Genomic DNA, 18,357 nt, shown 5'->3' on the forward strand with positions numbered 1-18,357 from the left:
GATTTCAGATTTTTCATTCTTTCAGTATTTGGATTTACTCAACGTTTAAATGCTGAAGTGAATGCAAGATATAAAAAGCCCTGCAAGAGCAGGGCTTTTTTATTTAGTCAGCATATGAATTACATATTTGACAGAATTGAATCGCGAACTTGATCCATAGTTGCATCAATCGACAACATTACTGCATCTTGGCATTGCTTGATGGCAGTGTCAGGATCTTTTAAACCGTTACCTGTCACAGTACATACGATCACAGAACCTTCAGCAATTTTACCTGCTTTAATGTCACGAATCGCACCACCGATAGACGCTGCAGAAGCAGGTTCTACGAATACACCTTCGTACATAGACAGTAGACGCTGTGCTTCTAAGATTTCAGCATCTTGGAGTTCATCGAACCAGCCTTCTGAATCGCGGACTACTGCTTTAGCATGGTTCCAGCTTTGTGGGTTACCGATACGGATTGCAGTTGCTACTGTTTCAGGGTTTTCTACAGGTGCACCGCGTAGGAATGGTGCCGCGCCAGCAGCTTGGTAACCCACCATTGTTGGTAGACCCGCAGGTTTTGGACCTGTGAATTGATCAGTTTCAGGATCATAAACGACTTGTACAAATTCTTCTTTAGGCTGATTCGCTACAGCTTCGGTATAACCCATCCAGTGTGCTGTAATGTTACCCGCATTACCTACAGGTAAGCAGTGGTAATCTGGCGCACGACCTAATTCGTCAACGATTTCGTAAGCAATGGTTTTTTGACCTTGCAGACGATATGGGTTGATTGAGTTTACAATCGTAACTGGTGCTTGATCTGCAACTTCTTTTACAAGACGCATACCGTCATCGAAGTTACCGTGAATTTGCATTGTTACCGCGCCATACATCATCGCTTGTGCCATTTTACCCATGGCAATTTTGCCTTCTGGGATGAGCACAAATGCTTTAATGCCTGCACGTGCAGCATAAGCAGCCGCTGCAGCAGATGTATTACCTGTAGATGCACAGATAATTGCTTTAGAGCCTTCTTCAACTGCTTTTGTTACAGCCATGGTCATACCACGGTCTTTAAATGAACCAGTCGGGTTTAAGCCCTCGTACTTCACATAAATTTCAACATTTTTGCCAATAATGCGTGGAATGTTCTCAAGCTTAATCAGTGGCGTATTACCTTCGCCCAAAGAAATTGCGCGAGTAGTTGCAGATACGGGTAAACGGTCGCGATAGCGGTCAACTAAACCAGTATAACGATTGGCATTAGACATGATGATGTTCCAATTGTGTGTAGAGCTTGGCGAGAGGAACTGAAATATTCCCCTCGACCCGATTAATTATCAAGCGATTCTAAACGAATTCGTACAATTTCGCCATGAATGACAGGCAATGCTTGAATTTGTTGAAGGGCTTCATCCATTTTAGATTCTTTAACTGGATCAGTCAGAATCACGATAGGAATAAGGTCTTTTAAGCGCGGCTGTTGCATGATCGCATCAATGCTGATTCCTGCACGGCTTAAAATAGTCGTCACATCAGCAAGAACGCCAGTTTGATCTTCGGCATTAATACGGATGTAGTATCCAGTGGTCATTTCTTCACGTGGAAGAATTGGTAAATCAGTTAGGGCTTCAAACGCAAGCTGTGGAATTGTGCCAGCACCATCTTCAGTATATGAGATGTCACGGACAATATCGACAACATCAGCAACCACCGCTGATGCGGTCGGGCCTGCACCTGCGCCTGCGCCATAGTAAAGCGTTGGACCAACGGCATTGGCTTGAACCAATACGGCATTTTTAACGCCATTTACATTGGCAATCAGTTGGTCTTCAGGGATCAGCGTTGGATGTACACGAAGCTCAATGCCTGTTGCAGCACGACGTGCAATACCTAAATGTTTAATACGGAAACCAAGGTCCTCAGCATATTTGACATCTTGCGCAGTAACTTTGCTGATGCCTTCAGTGAAGACTTTGTCAAATTGGAGTGGGATACCAAAAGCAATAGAAGCCAGCAATGTTAACTTGTGCGCCGCATCGATCCCTTCGACGTCGAATGTTGGATCTGCTTCTGCATAACCGAGTTCTTGCGCTTCTTTGAGAACGTCTGCAAAGGCACGACCTTTTTCACGCATTTCAGTCAGGATAAAGTTACCGGTACCGTTAATGATACCTGCAAGCCAGTCAATTTTATTGGCTGCCAAACCCTCACGGAGGACTTTAATAATTGGGATACCACCTGCGACAGCTGCTTCATAAGCAATCTGAACGTGATGATCATCGGCCAATTTAAATAATTCATTACCGTGTTCAGCTAATAAAGCTTTGTTGGCTGTGACCACTTGTTTGCCATGAACGATTGCTTCACGAATCACTTCATACGCAGGGTGAATGCCGCCCATAACTTCAACTACAACGTCTACATCGGGTTGACGGACGATATCCAATAAATCAGCACTTTGCTTCACTGAAGCAGGCAGTTCTAAATCAGGACGAGGGCGACGCGTACCCACATGGGTAATTTCAATTTCACGACCGGTGCGACGTTTAATCTCAGCAGCATTTTCTTTTAGTAGTTTAAGGGCACCACCACCCACAGTACCAAGACCGAGGATTGCCAGACGAACTGGTTTCACGTCACACTCCATTTATTTCATCATTGCTTTAAGTGAGTTTAGATCATAGCTAAAAAAACGTTCGGACTCTAGGGTAGAAATCACTTTATTCCTACCCATAAAAAACATTCATTTAGCCTATAAAAATTAGTTATTTAAGCGCACTTTCAAGTTCGGAAGCCGACATGTAAGCACCGATGTGTTTGCCTTCTGCGTTATAGATCGCTGGCGTACCATTCACACCAATATTTAGACCCATTTCATACATGCTGCGCACTGGGTTTTTACATGATGCAGGCTCGATTTGCTCACCGGCAATGGCTTTATCAAATGCGGCACGACGGTCTTTGCTACACCAGATAGTTTCCATCATTGGCATGTGTTGTTCACCACGTGGCCAAGCGATATAACGGACTTCAATGCCACGAGCATTAATATCATCCATTTGTTCATGTAACTTATGGCAATAAGGACAGCTGACATCGGTAAACACATAAATCACGTGTTTGGTTTTACCTTTGGCTTTATAAATCAGTAGGTCTTCAGTTTTTAATTGATCAAATAATTTTTTGTTAGCCTCTGCTTGTAGGGTATCGCCTACATTAAAGAGTTGCTTTTCACCTAAACGAACCACGTCGCCTTGGAAAATGTATTTACCATCAGCTGTAGCATAGACCGCAGGCATGCCTTCAAAGCTGACCCAAAACAAATTAGGAACTTCAGTCGCTTTCACCCCAGTGACTTTGGCATTGATATTGGCTTTTTGCAGATTGGATTGCAAAGTATCAATTAAACGCTGCTGAGCATTACGTTCAGATAAATTCGAAGCTTCACCAGTTGCAGGCGTACTTGCCGTTAATGTCGCATCTTTCTTTTCGTCATTATTTGAATTAGAACAAGCCACTAACGCCATGCTGGCAACAAGTGTCGATGCGAGAAAAATTTTTGAACGGGTAAATAACATAAACAACCCTTTTCTTTTAGCTTTATCAAACAGGTGAGTAAGCATAGCAAAAAATATCGGGCACGATAGAACTTCTTGGTCTGATATTTCCTGCCGTTAAGCTCTCGGATGATAGTCTGCATGTAATTTTTGCATACGAACCTGTGCGACATGGGTATAGATTTGCGTGGTAGACAAGTCACTGTGGCCGAGCAGCATCTGCACGACACGTAAGTCGGCACCGTGGTTGAGCAAATGCGTGGCAAAGGCGTGGCGTAAGGTATGTGGTGATAATTCGGCTTGAATGCCTGCAATGAGCGCATAGCGTTTAATCGCGTACCAAAAGTTTTGGCGGCTCATCATTCCACCGAGTTGAGTGAGAAATAAAGCATCGGTTGCGCTTTTGTATAAGACGGGACGTGCTTCAGCTAAATATTTCTCGATCCATTCCACTGCCATTTGTCCTAAAGGAACTAAGCGTTCTTTATTGCCTTTACCAGTAATCCGTAAATAGCCTTGTTTCAGATTGATCAGTTCCAATCTTAAATTTAATAACTCAGAGACACGTAAACCACAGGCATACAGCACTTCGAGCATGGCACGATCACGTAGACCCAATGCGGTGTTGAGGTCTGGGGCATTAATCAGGGCTTCAACATCTGCTTCAGATAAATCCTTTGGTAGGGCACGACCCAATTTGGGTGTTTTATGGATTGCAACAGGATTGTCGCTGCGTATTTTTTGTTCACGCAAGAACTTGAAAAATGAACGCAGTGCAGAAAGTGAGCGGGCGATCGAGCGAGGGCTTTTTCCTTGTTTCGTCAGGCTAAGCAAGACATCTGAAATGTCGTCACTGCTCCAATCAGTCATGACATGCGTATGACATTCACTGCATTGAATTAAATCAGATAAATATGCATTTCGGGTATGTGGGCTGACGGTTTGAGCAATTAAATCATCACGATATCCGTGTAAAAAACTGAGTGTTTCTGGAATTTGGACTGGGGTAGGAATACGTGGTTTTTTATTTAACATGTGCCGCTCATTTTCGAAATTAAACCAAGAAATCACAATGGTTTAATGCAATGTAATTTAAAAAAATAGTCGTGTCGATGCTAGATTGTTAAATGAGAATTGAAATCGAATCCGATTTGTTAATTATTCTCATTTGTTTGTATAATATTCAAAATTTTTTAGGGTTAGTTGCGTGCGATTATCTGATTTGAAAGTGAAACAAAGCGCAGTCATTCATAAGGTACATCGTAACCAGAATGGCAACAATGCTCCGGCTGATTTAGTCGCTAGCCGTTTAGAGACTTTGGGTTTTGTTCCCGGAACAAAAGTACAGGTGATTACCAAAGGTATTTTTGGTGGTGACCCGATTTTAATTCAAGTTGGGTTTACTCGTTTCGCACTGCGAAAAGTAGAAGCTGAAAAAGTGGAAATAGCAATGGAAGGGGCATCAGCATGAGTGATGCGTTACGTATTGCCCTCGTTGGTAATCCAAACTGTGGTAAAACTTCATTATTCAATCATTTAACGGGTACACGTCAGAAAGTTGCGAACTATGCTGGGGTAACGGTTGAGCGCAAGGTTGGTCAATTTACGTTGCCGTCGGGTAAATCTGTTCGAGTTTTGGATTTGCCGGGGACATATAGCTTAGAAGCGACGAGTCCTGATGAAGCCATTACGCGTGATGTCGTGCAAGGTAAAATTGCAGAAGAAGGGCATCAAGATGTCTTTTTATGTGTAGTTGATGCGACAAACTTAAAATTGCACCTCGGTTTGGTCATGGAAATGATCGATTTGGGTCGTCCAATTTTACTTGTCCTCAACATGATGGATGAAGCACGCCGTCGTGGCATGCAAATCAATACCCAAAAGCTGTCTCAGCGTTTGGGTGTGCCTGTTGTAGAAACAGTTGCTGTACGTAATGCGGGTATTGAAAACTTAATGGGTGCTTTGGATGCTGAAGGTTTCAGAAAACCAGATGCGTCATTAAGTGATACCAATCTTTCTGGGACTAACCACGAAAAAATTGAACAAATTTTAAAAGACGTGGTGATGTTTGTTGATCATGAAGATAAACGCTCAGACTTCCTTGATAAAATTTTTCTACATCCAGTCTTTGGTTTAATTACCTTAGCGGTGATGATGTTTATTATCTTCCAAGCGGTGTTTGCATGGGCTGCGCCGTTTATGGACGGTATTGAAACCTTCTTCGGTTGGTTCGGTGAATTAGTCGGTGAACACATTTCACATCCACTACTGAACAGCTTGGTGGTTGATGGGATCATTGCGGGTGCAGGCGGTGTAGTGGTGTTCTTGCCGCAGATTTTAATTTTATTCTTCTTTATTTTGGTTTTAGAAGAATCAGGTTATTTACCACGTGCAGCATTCTTACTAGATAAGCTGATGTTTAAAGCAGGTTTGAGTGGACGTGCTTTTATTCCTTTGCTGTCGAGCTTTGCCTGTGCTGTACCGGGCATTATGGCAACCCGGAGTATTCAAGACCCCCGAGATCGTCTGGTAACGATTTTAGTTGCGCCGTTGATGACGTGTTCGGCACGTTTACCAGTTTATGCTTTGCTGATCTCGGCATTTATTCCACAGCAAATGGTCTGGGGCGTCTTTAACTTACAAGGCTTGGTACTATTTGCATTATATGCAGCAGGGATTGTGAGTGCCTTAATTGTGGCAACAGTGCTGAAATTCTTCCAAAAAGATAAATCACAGCATGCCTTATTGATGGAACTTCCAAGCTACCGTTTCCCAGATATTAAGAGTGTTTGGATTGGTTTACTGGACCGTGCCAAGATTTTCTTGAAACGTGTCGGTGGCATCATTTTCGCTTTATCGATTTTGTTATGGTTCTTGTGTACTTTCCCGCAACCGCCAGAAGGCGCAACTTTGCCGGATATTGATTATTCATTGGCAGGTATGCTTGGGCATGTGCTACAACCGATCTTTGCACCATTAGGTTTTAATTGGCAGATTTGTATTGCCTTAATTCCAGCGATGGCGGCACGTGAAGTTGTTGTAGCGGCATTGGGTACGGTGTATGCCTTGTCTGCAACAGATGAAGATGCCATGTCTCAAGGTCTGGCAAATTTAATTAGTAGCGATGGGTCATTGGGTTGGTCATTGGCAACCGGTCTATCATTATTGGTGTGGTTTATTTATGCGCCACATTGCTTGGCGACACTGGCGACAGTTAAACGTGAAACTGGCTCCTTGAAAACGGTGAGTTTCATGACTATCTATTTATTTGGTTTGGCTTATCTAATGGCATTCATCACGTATCAAATTGCAACACGCTATTTTGGATAGTGAATCTTGAATGGCAAAAGCTGAACAAAGGAGAGAGACATGCTTGAATCAATAATTATTGCGGTATTGGTGATTTGGAGTGCTGTCGTGGTGTTTAAGAAGGTATTTCCAAAAACATCGAACTCAGTCTTCACAACTTTATCTGAGCACTGTGCAAACCGTGGTTGGAGCATTCTAGCCAAATGGTTAAAGCCAAAAATGGCCGCAGGCTGTGCAGGCGGTTGTGGATGTTCAGCTTCGGATAATTCATCTGCAAAAAAAGCTGAAGTACAAGCGGTGAAATGGAAATAAACTCACCGTCAATTGCTTGAAGAAACCGCCCAAGATGGGCGGTTTTTTTACGAGCGGACACAAAAAAACTGCGAGAAAGTGAAAACATAAAAAGCATTCAAAACAGCAAAGTGCTAACATTTTGTCAGATTTAAAAACCGACCAAAAAATGGGGCGAAAATGTTAATACAGCGTGGTGGATTGAAGGTTGTTGCCGGATTAGGGATTTCTGGTGTTTCCGCAGTGAATTTCTTACATAGCCATGGCTACCGCGTTGCAGTCACTGATTCACGAGCAGTCCCACCGGGTCATGATCAAATTCCAAGTGATGTACAAACCAGTTTCGGTCAGTTGGATCAAGATTTATTACTCCAAGCAGAAGAAATTATTATCAGCCCGGGGCTAGATCCAAAATTACCGCAAATTCAGGCGGCCATTGCAGCCAACATTCCTGTGGTTTCAGAAATTCAAATTTTACGTCGTGCGACGGATAAGCCAATTGTCGCAATTACAGGTTCGAATGCGAAAAGTACCGTAACGACTTTATTTGGTCTTATGGCAGCAGATGCAGGCAAAAAAGTGGCAGTGGGTGGCAACTTGGGTCGTCCAGCTTTGGATCTCACCAAAGATGATCCTGAACTTTATGTTTTAGAGCTTTCAAGTTTTCAATTAGAAACCACGTCGAACTTGGCCGCAGAAGTGGCTGTTGTGTTGAACATGAGTGAAGACCATTTGGACCGTCATGGCGATATGATGGGCTATCACACTGCGAAGCATCGTATTTTCCAAGCGGTGAAAAAAGTCGTGTATAACCGTGATGACTCATTAACACGTCCATTGGTTCCAGATGTCACCCCAATGCAAAGCTTTGGCCTAAATGCACCAGATATGAATCAGTTCGGTATTTTACGTGATACTGATGGCACAATTTGGTTGGCACGTGGTCGTGAGCGGTTACTGAAAAGTGCAGATATGTATATCCAAGGGACACATAATGTGGCAAACGCCTTGGCATGTTTAGCTTTGGGTGAAGCGATTGGTTTGCCACTCGAAGGCATGTTGGAAACCTTGAAAACCTTTAAAGGTTTAGAGCACCGCTGTGAATTTGTCAAAGAAGTGCATGGTGTTCGTTATTATAACGACTCTAAAGGTACCAATATTGGTGCGACTTTAGCTGCGATTGACGGTCTAGGTGCCGCGATTGAAGCCAAAGGCGGTAAAGTGGCGATTATTTTAGGTGGTCAAGGCAAAGGGCAGGACTTTACTGCGCTGCGTGATTCACTTTCAAAATATGCCAAAGTTGCGGTATTGATTGGTGAAGATCGTCCAATTATTGAAAAAGCGGTTGAAGGGACAACCACGCTGATTCATGCTGAAAGTTTGAAACAAGCAGTTGAGCTGTGCCAACAAAATGCGGTAGCCAATGATGTGGTGTTATTGTCTCCAGCGTGCGCAAGTTTTGATATGTTTAAAGGTTACAGTGAGCGTGGACACCAATTTGTTGATTGTGTGAATGCACTCGTTTAAAAGAACGATAAGGAAAGTTGTATGGCTGGGTTGGCTCAGACGACCATAAATAGAATAAATGAAGTTGTAGAGCGTTGGCTTCCTCGGTTACCTGCCGAGGTCAACGTGCGCAATGTTCTGGTGTTCTGTGTTTTGGCATTGTTGTGTATTGGTTCGATCATGGTGGCATCTGCATCGATGCCTTATGCAGAACGCATGCATGAAAATGCCTTCCATTACATTTCACGACACGGTATTTCGATTGCCGCCGCCGCCGCCGCTGCCTATATCGCCTATAAAGTGCCGTTGAATGTTTGGTTTAATAACACCTTCTTTTTATGGATTATCACGATTATCTTACTGGCTGCTGTATTGGCTGTCGGGACAGAGGTCAATGGTTCTAAACGTTGGATTCGTATTGCTGGTTTCACCTTACAGGCTTCGGAAGTCGCCAAAGTCATGATGGCGATATTTACCGCGGACTATGTGGTACGACGTGCTGAAGAAGTTCGCAATAACATCAAGGGCTTGGTACGATTGGCAGTGATTATGGCTGCAACTGTCGGTTTAGTCATGGCAGAGCCTGATTTAGGGGCGACGGTGGTGATTGCCTTAACTATGCTAGGGGTATTCTTCCTCGCAGGTGCACCGTTGATTCAGTTCGCAATTGCCTTTGGTGCGATCATCATGGCCTTTGTGTTCTTGATTTTATTTGAACCTTATCGTTTAGAACGTTTGATGTCCTTCTCAAATCCATGGAATGATCCATTAGGCGCAGGCTATCAGTTGTCGAATGCATTAATGGCTTTTGGTCGCGGTGAATGGTTTGGTGTCGGCTTGGGTCATAGTATTCAAAAAATGTCGTATTTACCTGAGGCTCATACCGACTTCATGTTGGCGGTTTTGGGCGAAGAATTTGGCTTCTTTGGGATTTTGACCGTATTGACGCTGTCATTTGTGATGTTGATCTGCTGTATTCGCATTGGTCATCGTGCTTTACGTCATCAATACTTACGTGCAGGCTACTTGGCTTATGGCATTAGTATTATCTTCTTGCTGCAAATTTTGGTGAATGCCGGCATGAACATGGGCATGCTTCCTACCAAGGGTTTGACCTTACCGTTTATTAGTTATGGGGGGTCTTCTCTGATTATCTGTGCGGTTATGGTGAGTCTGATCTTAAAGATCGATGCGACGACCAAAGAAGTAAACCCAAGTAAAGAAGAATCAAGCTTCTAAATTGGTATCTCGTTGCGGATCGGGAGATGCATGGTGCAGTACACTCGCCGGCATCTCCGTTCCACAATGGAGACATTTGACCAAGCTCGCCTTGGCTTTAGATAGTGGAATCAATGGAATAAAAAATAAAGAAAAATAATTACGTTGCTGTTTTAACTCATACTGAGTTCTGCTTCGGCAGACAGGGCAAGTAAATTGGCTCTTTTCAATGACTTTGGTTTTCGGACCAACTCCAAAAATAAAAAACATTAGGCTCTCCAATGGTCGATTGATCACTTTATTAAAGCATAATTCAATTGAAAATCGAGTGATTGGCTTAGATCAATATTTGGGTTTATTGATAGATTTGAGGCAATGCTGTGCCATGGGGAATATGTTGAATATCCCACTGCGCAATCGCCTGTTGCAGCATAATACGCGGCGTATCCAAGTCGACTGGCGGTTGGTGTAGGGCTTGTAATGCTTGTTGTAATAAAGGTGCCGCTTGGCTTAAATCAAGAGCTTGAGCCATATTCTGTTTTGACAGTTTTTGTCCCTGATCATTCATTGCCAATGGCAAGTGCATGTATTCAAGGCGCGGATAACCCAAAACCTGTCCGAGCCAAATTTGACGTTCGGTATTGTCCAAAAGATCAGCCCCACGTACGACATGGGTCATCCCTTGTAGGTAGTCATCAACCACGACAGCAAGTTGATAATTGATAATGCCATCACGGCGTTTTAAGACAAAGTCACCCAAATCCTGTTGCAGATTCGAGCAATGCATCCCTTGTAAGCGGTCGGTAAAACAAATGTTCTGTGCATCGACTTTGATTCGAATAGCCTGATCCTGAAGGGGAAGGCCAAGATTGCGACATGTGCCTTGATAGATATGATTCGAACCAAGCATTTTTCGGGTGCATTGACAAGCATAGATTAAGTCTTGGGAATACAAATGTGCAATGACTTCCTCATAGATTTCTAAGCGGTCTTTTTGGAAAATGATCTCGGTATCTGGTTCGAATTGAAATGCATCAATACAACGTAAGATATGTTCTTCGCTGCCGGGGAATATACGTGGAATGTCGGTATCTTCGATACGAACCACCCATTGCCCCTGATGGGCACGGGCATCGCAGTAGCTTGCGACTGCTGTAATTAAAGAGCCAAAATGCAAAGGGCCGGTTGGCGATGGCGCAAACCGACCCACGTAATGCTCTGCAGCTTTCCCTCCCTTTTTTAAAGGGAGGGCTAGAGAGGAATTACTCAACACAGAATTAACCGTTATTTTGCTTCTCTTTGATCTCTGCAAGTGTTTTGCAGTCGATACATAAAGTTGCTGTTGGACGTGCTTCTAGGCGACGTAAGCCAATTTCGATACCACACGTTTCACAGAAGCCGTAGTCATCATTTTTAATCGCTTCAATTGATTGTTCAATTTTACGGATCAGTTTACGTTCACGGTCACGTGTACGAAGTTCAATCGCAAATTCTTCTTCTTGCGTTGCACGGTCGTTCACATCTGGAAGCGCAGTATTTTCGTCTTGCATGGTATTCAAAGTACGGTCTACTTCAGACATTAACTCAGCTTTCCACGCCAATAAGATGTGACGGAAATGCTCAAGTTGCCCTTCAGACATGTATTCTTCATTCTTTTTAGGCTGATAAGGTTCAATACCAAATAAGCTTGCAGTAGAACCACCTTCAGTCGCCTTTGGCTTTGATTTGCGCACGCGTTTGGTAGACTTTTCGTCTACTACATCAGTTTGTTCGTCTAAGACTTGATTTTGGTTGTCATTCGCCATGTAGGGCATTCCTCATCATATGCATATATCTATACGCAAAAAATATGGTGATATGCAAGTTTTTTATCCACCCAACACAGAGTTTCCTTCTGTGGGGGTCGTCATCATATAGACTTTTTCTGCTTATTGATAGTCTTTGATGTTTGGATTCTAACTATCACTTTTCCTTTAGAAGCCATAAAGTAAAGCAAAAAAATCAAATTGAAAAGTTAATAACCTGAAATTTCAACATTAATTTGAGGTTGTTTTAATTTGACCCGAACAACTTCAGTTTTAAATTCACCATTATCATTCAGATAGAGTGCACGATACCCTGGTAAAGCCTCATCTAAGGCAAAATTTTCACTATGCGGTTTGAACTGAACACTGGTCGAAGGCGTCGATAAAAACTGAATATTGCGCCATTGATTAGACGAGTCTTGATGTACGTGTCCGCATAGTACAATTTTGACATTGTCATGGCGTGAAAGCACATCCATCAGATGTTCAGCATTCTTTAATTTGTGCTGATCAATCCAATGCGATTGCATGGCAAAAGGGTGGTGGTGGCATGCCACAATGATATGTTGCTGTGGGTGTGCTGTGAGCAACTGATCTAATTGTTCCAACTGCTGTTGTGATACCCAACCATCGACTTTTCCTTTGACCGCACTGTTCAGTAAAATCAGACACCAATTGCCTAATGCGATGCAGTGAGCACGATCTTTCTGTTGATGAAATGGGAAGCAAGACGCTTCGTCATGGTTCCCCGGAATCTGATAAAACGGAAACGGCTGCTGTTGCATATATTCGAGATAACGCGCATAGGTACGCTCTACCGGCACTTGTGCAAGATCGCCAGTATGGACAAGCGTATCGATGTGATGATGGTTCAACTGAATTTGTTGAATCACATCGTGAAAACTCTGCTCTGGATTCATGCGGACAAATTCAAGATCTTCCTGATCCATTAAATGTGTGTCCGAGATCTGGATCAGTGTCCAGTCGTATTGTGGTGTATCCCTTAAAGTCATGTCCTTCCCCTTAGACATTCCTTGTAGTATGTATTTGTTGTTGTAACCATTGCAAGGCCATAATGACAGGTGCGTTTTTTAGCCGACCATTGGTTAATAATTCAGGAATATCAGCATAATCTAAGATATGCAATTGAATATTCTCTCCTTCATCAGGCATGCCAAAGACTCCTCCATGTTCAGGCAGTTCTGCTTCAGCACTATAAAGGTGGAATAATTCCGCGCAGGCACCCGCAGAGGGATAAAAACTAAATAAATGCTGTAGTGCATCTAATTCACAGCCTGATTCTTCCAAACTTTCACGGCGGATGCAGCTTTCAGCAGATTCATCATCATCGAGCACGCCGGCAATGATCTCTAGTTGCCATGGCGAAGTTTCATCATCAATCGCTCCAATGCGGAATTGTTCAATTAAGGCAAATTTTTGTTGTTGATGACTATAGATCAGCACACCTGCTGCTTCAGGACGATGAATCAATTCACGCTGAATGGTTGGAATCATGCTGTCTTGATGGAATAAGCGGTGTCGAAGCTGAACTTTTTCAACTTGAATAAAGCCTTTATAAAGATGTTCACGCCCTTCAATGCTGTAATCTTTTTTGTTATATGTGGCCTGTTTAATAATATTCATAAGCGCTAATTAGGATGAAATCTTCCATTTCATCCTAACCGAGATTTTGTTGAATACAAAAGATTTTTTTTAAGCTTTACACTTTATGGTACAACTTTTGACCATGTTCATGATAGGCCGCTTTCATGCTTTGTAAACCTGTCTCAATTTCAGGATTAGATTCTGAAGAAAGCTGCATATCTTGCTGATTTTTTGCATAATCTCTCACATTTTGTGTGATTTTCATCGAGCAAAATTTAGGTCCACACATTGAACAAAAATGGGCTGATTTATGTGCTTCTTTCGGCATAGTTTCATCATGCATGCTACGCGCTGTATCAGGGTCTAAGCTCAGATTAAATTGGTCTTCCCAGCGGAATTCAAAGCGTGCTTTGGATAATGCATTATCACGAGCCTGCGCACCGGGATGACCTTTGGCAAGGTCTGCGGCATGGGCTGCAATTTTGTAGGTGATAATGCCATCTTTGACGTCTTTTTTATCTGGTAGACCAAGGTGCTCTTTCGGGGTCACATAACACAGCATCGCGGTGCCGTACCAACCAATCATTGCCGCACCAATCGCAGAGGTAATGTGGTCATAGCCCGGGGCAATATCGGTGGTGAGTGGTCCAAGCGTATAGAAAGGCGCTTCTTTGCAAACCTCGAGTTGTAGATCCATATTTTCTTTGATCATGTGCATTGGTACATGGCCTGGGCCTTCAATCATGACTTGTACATCATGTTCCCATGCACGGTGAGTCAATTCACCTAAGGTGCGTAATTCACTAAATTGAGCTTCATCGTTGGCATCTTGAATACACCCTGGACGTAAACCATCACCTAAACTGAATGACACATCATAGGCTTTCATGATTTCGCAGATTTCATCAAAATGCGTATACAGGAAGTTTTCTTCATGATGCGCTAAGCACCACTGCGCCATGATGGATCCGCCACGTGACACAATCCCAGTTAAACGGTTGGCGGTGAGTGGAACATAACGAAGCAGCACGCCTGCGTGAATCGTAAAGTAATCGACACCTTGCTCGGCTTGTTCAATCAGTGTGTCTTTGAAAATTTCCCAGGTTAAGTCCTCTGCAACACCATCAACTTTTTCCAAAGCTTGGTAAATCGGCACGGTGCCAATCGGTACAGGGGAGTTGCGAATAATCCATTCGCGGGTCTCATGGATATTTTTACCTGTCGATAAATCCATGATGGTGTCAGCGCCCCAACGAGTTGCCCAAGTCATTTTTGCCACTTCTTCATCAATGCTTGAACCAAGTGCTGAGTTACCAATGTTGGCATTGATTTTCACCAAGAAGTTACGACCAATAATCATCGGTTCACATTCAGGGTGGTTAATGTTGGCAGGGATAATGGCACGACCTTCAGCCACTTCTTGACGTACAAATTCTGGGGTGATTTCAGTTAAATTGCGTGCGCCAAAATTTTGACCGGCATGTTGGCGCATATCAACACCTTCACGCTGGCGCTGATTTTCACGAATCGCAATGTATTCCATTTCAGGGGTGATGATGCCTTGTTTGGCATAGTGCATTTGAGAGACATTGTGTCCACGACGAGCGCGACGGGGTTTTGAAATATGCGCAAAACGAATCTCTGCAGTACGAATATCTCGAAGACGCTCTTGTCCAAATTTTGAAGTTAAGGTATCGAGTATTTCCGTATCATTTCGAGACTCAATCCAAGATTCACGGACATTAGGTAGACCTTGATTCAGGTCAATTTGAATATTGGGGTCGGTATAAGCACCAGAGGTGTCATAGACCATAATCGGTAGATTTTTTTCTCCACCCAGACCTGTAGGCGTATCTGTAAGGCTGATCTCACGCATTGGTACGCGAATATCTGGACGTGAGCCTTGGATATAGACTTTTTTTGACGCGGGGAGAATACGATTGAGATCTTTAGCATCTTGTTCATGTTGAGCAGCGCGATCTGAAGCGGTGAGATTCGTTAATTGGTTCATTGCAATGATCCTTGTGAATGACATCAACGAATCAAGCACGACCAAAAACGTGGCAGTTTATCTGATGGATTCACCTGAAAATAAAGGCGTAAAACCAAGAGATAAGAAGGGCTTAAGTTTTTAGATGGCTTGATTCCTACGCAGGTATTAACCTGATCAGGTTCAACGGTACTCATCCTTAAATTTAGCGAACTAAATTTAGATGATCTCAGCAGGAAATTACCTGCGCTCCGTCAAGCTTTGTGCGGATATTAGCATGAAGGCTGTTTTAAAACAGTGTTATTTTTCATCGATTTTGCAGTGCAGAATTTTGGCTAGGTCCGTGTGCAATTGAACTTGCATTGGCTAAATAGAGGACTGATTTACACAGATGGCGTCACTAAAACAGTCTTTCTTATAATGCGGATCAGGATTACGGACACCAATTAAATTCAACAGCTGCGCTTCTGATCGCTGATTAGATGCAGCAGTATTTTGATCTAATAATTTTAAAAATAAACGCGCCTGATCTGCCAATTTGGAGTTTTTTAATTGAGCCAAGCGTTCAATTTCTTCTAAAGAACTGGCTTGAATACTGAGGCGGTCTGAAAAATCATTAGAAACGGGACTATGTGCCGAACCAATAAATAACAATTTGCTATATTGATATAGCAATTGTTGTGCATCTTTTTTGTAGGGGCTATCTGGATATTGTTTGAGATAGTCTTCCCAAAAAATTGCACGTGTCGCAATCTCTTGTGGCTCAATGGCTAAACTTTGTTGCAGCAAGGCAGGTTGTGCATTTTGTTCAGCCAGTTTTTCAATAAAGACTTGCTCAGATTCTTCCATATAAGGCGCAAAAATTTTGGCTAAATATTCAGGACTGCGGCGATAGCGTAATTGTCCTTCACCTGCATCGAACAACTCCACATAAGCTTGGCCTTTATGTTTCAGTAAATACTGATCTCGGGCAGTGAGCTGCTCATAATGATTTTGTTGAATGGTGGGATGCTGAGCCATATCAAAGGCAAATTGTTCGAATGCCATTTGCTGTTGAGCTGTACGTTCAACATGTAAAAAGTTGCGATACATTTGATTGGACAAACGCAGTAATTTTTTTTGTTCGTCCGCTTTTAATAGCGGTAAGCAGACTTTGAGATCTTGGTTGATTTGTTCTAAAGCGAAAGTTGTTCGTTGATCGTCTATTTCCAGCATGTTTTTTTCAAGTTTTCTGCACAGCAAAGACAAATCGACTGCTTCTTTTTGAACAGTCTTATTATTGGGAAACTCTGGTGCAGGTTGAGGTTCAGGCTGTTGTTGGCATCCATTCAACATACTGAAACATAAAAACATTGCACTAAACTTTGCAGGCAGCTGAAAAAATTTTGACACAGGAACTCGATGCGCTATAGAAGTGGTATTGTCCGATGGAATGTCGACTATTTTATAGATGAAACACGTGCAATATGTGTACTATTGTACAGTTCTTTGTTATAGCGTTGTGAGTAGTGTCCGAAAACGACTGAAATTATCCGGTTTTGTCGCATTTGATATAAAAAATTAATAAAAATCATACGGAAATTTGCAAGGATATGATTAGTATCTGCTTAGTTTTAGGCTTGAATATTCAATCTCGGGCATTTGAATATTAGGAATTTACAAAAAAAATGAACAAAAAAGTTGTGGTGGGTCTTTGTTTGCTTTTCACGAGTCAATGGGCGTGTGCGCTAGATCTTGTGCAAGCTTATGAACGTGCAAAACAAGAAGACCCCAATTGGCAAGCCAATAAACTACAATATGAAGCGGATAAATTGAATTTGGGGATTGCCAATGGGAACTTACTCCCGACGGTAACAATCTCTGGGAATGTGACTCGAAAAAATCAAAATTCCAACCAAAGCGGCGCTCAAGCCGGGCTGATTATGCCAGACAGCACCACAACAAGACAAATTGCGCTCACTGCTCGTCAGCCCATTTTTCGTTGGGATGCATGGGAAGGGCTGAAGCAAGTCAAGACCTCGATTAATTTAAGTGAAATCAATCTGCGGATTCAAAAACAAGATCATATTTTAAATGTCTCTGAAGCTTATTTTAATGTCCTACGTCAGCAAGCATTGACGGTTGCCAACTTACAAGAAGAACAGGCGCTATCGGAACAGCTACGCATGATGAATGCTAAATTAAAAGAAGGCTTGGTGGCAAAAAGTGATGTCAGCGAAGCCAATGCTCAATATCAAAATGCTCGGGCCAACCGCATGGCAACCAATGTTCAATTGGTTTTGGCGCAGGAACAATTACAACAGTTGATTGGGCCATATCGAGAAAATTTGGCGGTGTTACGTGAAGATTTTCAGTTTGAAAAACCGATTCCAAACAATGTACAAGCGTGGGAAGAACTGGCTCAGGAGCAGAACCTAGGTATTTTACAAGCGCGTATGCAACAACGTTATGCGGAAGATGGTAAACGTGTCGAAAAAGCCGCTTTATATCCTCAGATTGAAGCGGTAGGGACCTATGGGTATAACAAGCAAAGTCCACAATCCATCATGTCGCAAGATGGTCAATTTGATCAGGTGGGGATTGAAATGAACTGGAATGTGTTTAATGGTGGACGGACACAGAAATCCATTAAGCAAGCGGCGATCAATGTTGAGAAAAGCCAAGCACAGGTGGATGCAGCAATTCGAAAAGCACAAACCGATGTAAAAAAATCTTATATGCAAGTCGAAATGGATCAAAGTAAATTACAGGCACGTAAAGCCGCGATGGATTCTTCCGCGCAAGTGTCTTTGGCGTCACAAGCTCAGTACCAAGAAGGTCTGAAAACTATGGTTGATGTGCTACTGGCACAGCGTAATGCCTTCTCAGCCCGTCAAGATTATTTAAATTCCAAGTACGATTATTTAATTCATGTTCTACAACTTAAAGCCTCAGTTGGGAAATTAACAGAAGCTGATTTAGTGGAAATGAATGCGTGGTTGGTCGATCAGAAAAATCAGCCATCGATCTTACTAAAGAAATAATCCATGGTCATAAAAGTTTCACAATCAATATGCTTTAATATGGCACTAAAATCTGCCGATTC

At 42.7% G+C, this 18,357-nt stretch carries 17 protein-coding genes and 1 riboswitch; of the genes, 6 read left to right on the top strand and 11 right to left on the bottom strand.

The annotated features are described in order from the left end of the window. Nucleotides 1-119 precede the first annotated feature (119 nt). The 4 genes from thrC to xerD form a co-directional block, all read right to left on the bottom strand. On the bottom strand, nt 120-1,259 hold the full coding sequence (thrC, locus tag FTU29_RS14640) for a threonine synthase (RefSeq protein ID WP_078192584.1): 1,140 nt from the start codon (nt 1,257-1,259) through the stop codon (nt 120-122). Between the two features lie 62 nt (nt 1,260-1,321). Next, nucleotides 1,322-2,626 (bottom strand): homoserine dehydrogenase, encoded by a 1,305-nt coding sequence (locus tag FTU29_RS14645; RefSeq protein WP_078192857.1) that lies wholly within the window; start codon nt 2,624-2,626, stop codon nt 1,322-1,324. Nucleotides 2,627-2,756: 130 nt separating this feature from the next. Then, nucleotides 2,757-3,569, bottom strand: a complete 813-nt coding sequence (locus FTU29_RS14650) for a DsbC family protein (RefSeq protein ID WP_180122585.1) — start codon at nt 3,567-3,569, stop codon at nt 2,757-2,759. Between the two features lie 96 nt (nt 3,570-3,665). Then, the gene (xerD, locus tag FTU29_RS14655; RefSeq protein ID WP_180010677.1) at nt 3,666-4,583 is read right to left on the bottom strand and encodes a site-specific tyrosine recombinase XerD; all 918 of its coding nucleotides are present in this window, start codon (nt 4,581-4,583) and stop codon (nt 3,666-3,668) included. A gap of 172 nt (nt 4,584-4,755) precedes the next feature. Here xerD and FTU29_RS14660 point away from each other — a divergent pair, with 172 nt between their 5' ends. From FTU29_RS14660 to ftsW, 5 genes are all read left to right on the top strand, one after another. Further along, on the top strand, nt 4,756-5,019 hold the full coding sequence (locus FTU29_RS14660; RefSeq protein ID WP_078189444.1) for a FeoA family protein: 264 nt from the start codon (nt 4,756-4,758) through the stop codon (nt 5,017-5,019). Next, on the top strand, nt 5,016-6,878 hold the full coding sequence (feoB, locus tag FTU29_RS14665) for a ferrous iron transport protein B (RefSeq protein ID WP_180024246.1): 1,863 nt from the start codon (nt 5,016-5,018) through the stop codon (nt 6,876-6,878). Before FTU29_RS14660 ends, feoB begins: the two co-directional genes overlap by 4 nt. 39 nt (nt 6,879-6,917) lie before the next feature. Next, nucleotides 6,918-7,169 (top strand): DUF6587 family protein, encoded by a 252-nt coding sequence (locus FTU29_RS14670; RefSeq protein ID WP_180122586.1) that lies wholly within the window; start codon nt 6,918-6,920, stop codon nt 7,167-7,169. A 159-nt stretch (nt 7,170-7,328) separates the two neighbouring features. Then, on the top strand, nt 7,329-8,675 hold the full coding sequence (murD, locus tag FTU29_RS14675; RefSeq protein WP_180122587.1) for a UDP-N-acetylmuramoyl-L-alanine--D-glutamate ligase: 1,347 nt from the start codon (nt 7,329-7,331) through the stop codon (nt 8,673-8,675). Nucleotides 8,676-8,696: 21 nt separating this feature from the next. Continuing rightward, entirely contained in the window at nt 8,697-9,893 is a 1,197-nt protein-coding gene (gene ftsW / locus FTU29_RS14680; RefSeq protein ID WP_078192579.1) for a putative lipid II flippase FtsW, read from the top strand. Here ftsW and FTU29_RS14685 read toward each other — a convergent pair. From FTU29_RS14685 to FTU29_RS14715, 7 genes are all read right to left on the bottom strand, one after another. Further along, on the bottom strand, nt 9,882-10,142 hold the full coding sequence (locus tag FTU29_RS14685) for a zinc-ribbon domain-containing protein (RefSeq protein WP_078189439.1): 261 nt from the start codon (nt 10,140-10,142) through the stop codon (nt 9,882-9,884). The genes ftsW and FTU29_RS14685 overlap by 12 nt on opposite strands. A gap of 85 nt (nt 10,143-10,227) precedes the next feature. Beyond that, nucleotides 10,228-11,145 carry a tRNA glutamyl-Q(34) synthetase GluQRS gene (gene gluQRS / locus FTU29_RS14690; protein WP_373423632.1) on the bottom strand — a complete coding sequence of 306 codons (918 nt, stop codon included), beginning with the start codon at nt 11,143-11,145 and terminating at the stop codon, nt 10,228-10,230. A gap of 4 nt (nt 11,146-11,149) precedes the next feature. Next, the gene (gene dksA, locus FTU29_RS14695; RefSeq protein WP_078189438.1) at nt 11,150-11,677 is read right to left on the bottom strand and encodes an RNA polymerase-binding protein DksA; all 528 of its coding nucleotides are present in this window, start codon (nt 11,675-11,677) and stop codon (nt 11,150-11,152) included. 209 nt (nt 11,678-11,886) lie between these two features. Continuing rightward, nucleotides 11,887-12,690, bottom strand: a complete 804-nt coding sequence (gene cpdA / locus FTU29_RS14700) for a 3',5'-cyclic-AMP phosphodiesterase (RefSeq protein WP_180024249.1) — start codon at nt 12,688-12,690, stop codon at nt 11,887-11,889. 10 nt (nt 12,691-12,700) lie between these two features. Next, entirely contained in the window at nt 12,701-13,321 is a 621-nt protein-coding gene (locus tag FTU29_RS14705; RefSeq protein ID WP_180122592.1) for an NUDIX domain-containing protein, read from the bottom strand. Between the two features lie 76 nt (nt 13,322-13,397). Further along, on the bottom strand, nt 13,398-15,293 hold the full coding sequence (thiC, locus tag FTU29_RS14710) for a phosphomethylpyrimidine synthase ThiC (protein ID WP_180122594.1): 1,896 nt from the start codon (nt 15,291-15,293) through the stop codon (nt 13,398-13,400). 116 nt (nt 15,294-15,409) lie between these two features. Beyond that, a riboswitch (TPP riboswitch) is annotated at nt 15,410-15,536 on the bottom strand. A 102-nt stretch (nt 15,537-15,638) separates the two neighbouring features. After that, nucleotides 15,639-16,625: a hypothetical protein gene (locus FTU29_RS14715; protein WP_180122610.1), complete on the bottom strand. Its 987-nt coding sequence runs from the start codon at nt 16,623-16,625 to the stop codon at nt 15,639-15,641. Nucleotides 16,626-16,939: 314 nt separating this feature from the next. On the opposite strand from FTU29_RS14715, the gene FTU29_RS14720 reads away from it, so the two are divergent. Continuing rightward, on the top strand, nt 16,940-18,295 hold the full coding sequence (locus tag FTU29_RS14720) for a TolC family outer membrane protein (protein ID WP_180122596.1): 1,356 nt from the start codon (nt 16,940-16,942) through the stop codon (nt 18,293-18,295). Nucleotides 18,296-18,357: the final 62 nt, after the last annotated feature.

It is taken from the genome of Acinetobacter sp. YH12086, assembly GCF_013419345.1.
GTDB classification, from domain to species: domain Bacteria; phylum Pseudomonadota; class Gammaproteobacteria; order Pseudomonadales; family Moraxellaceae; genus Acinetobacter; species Acinetobacter amyesii.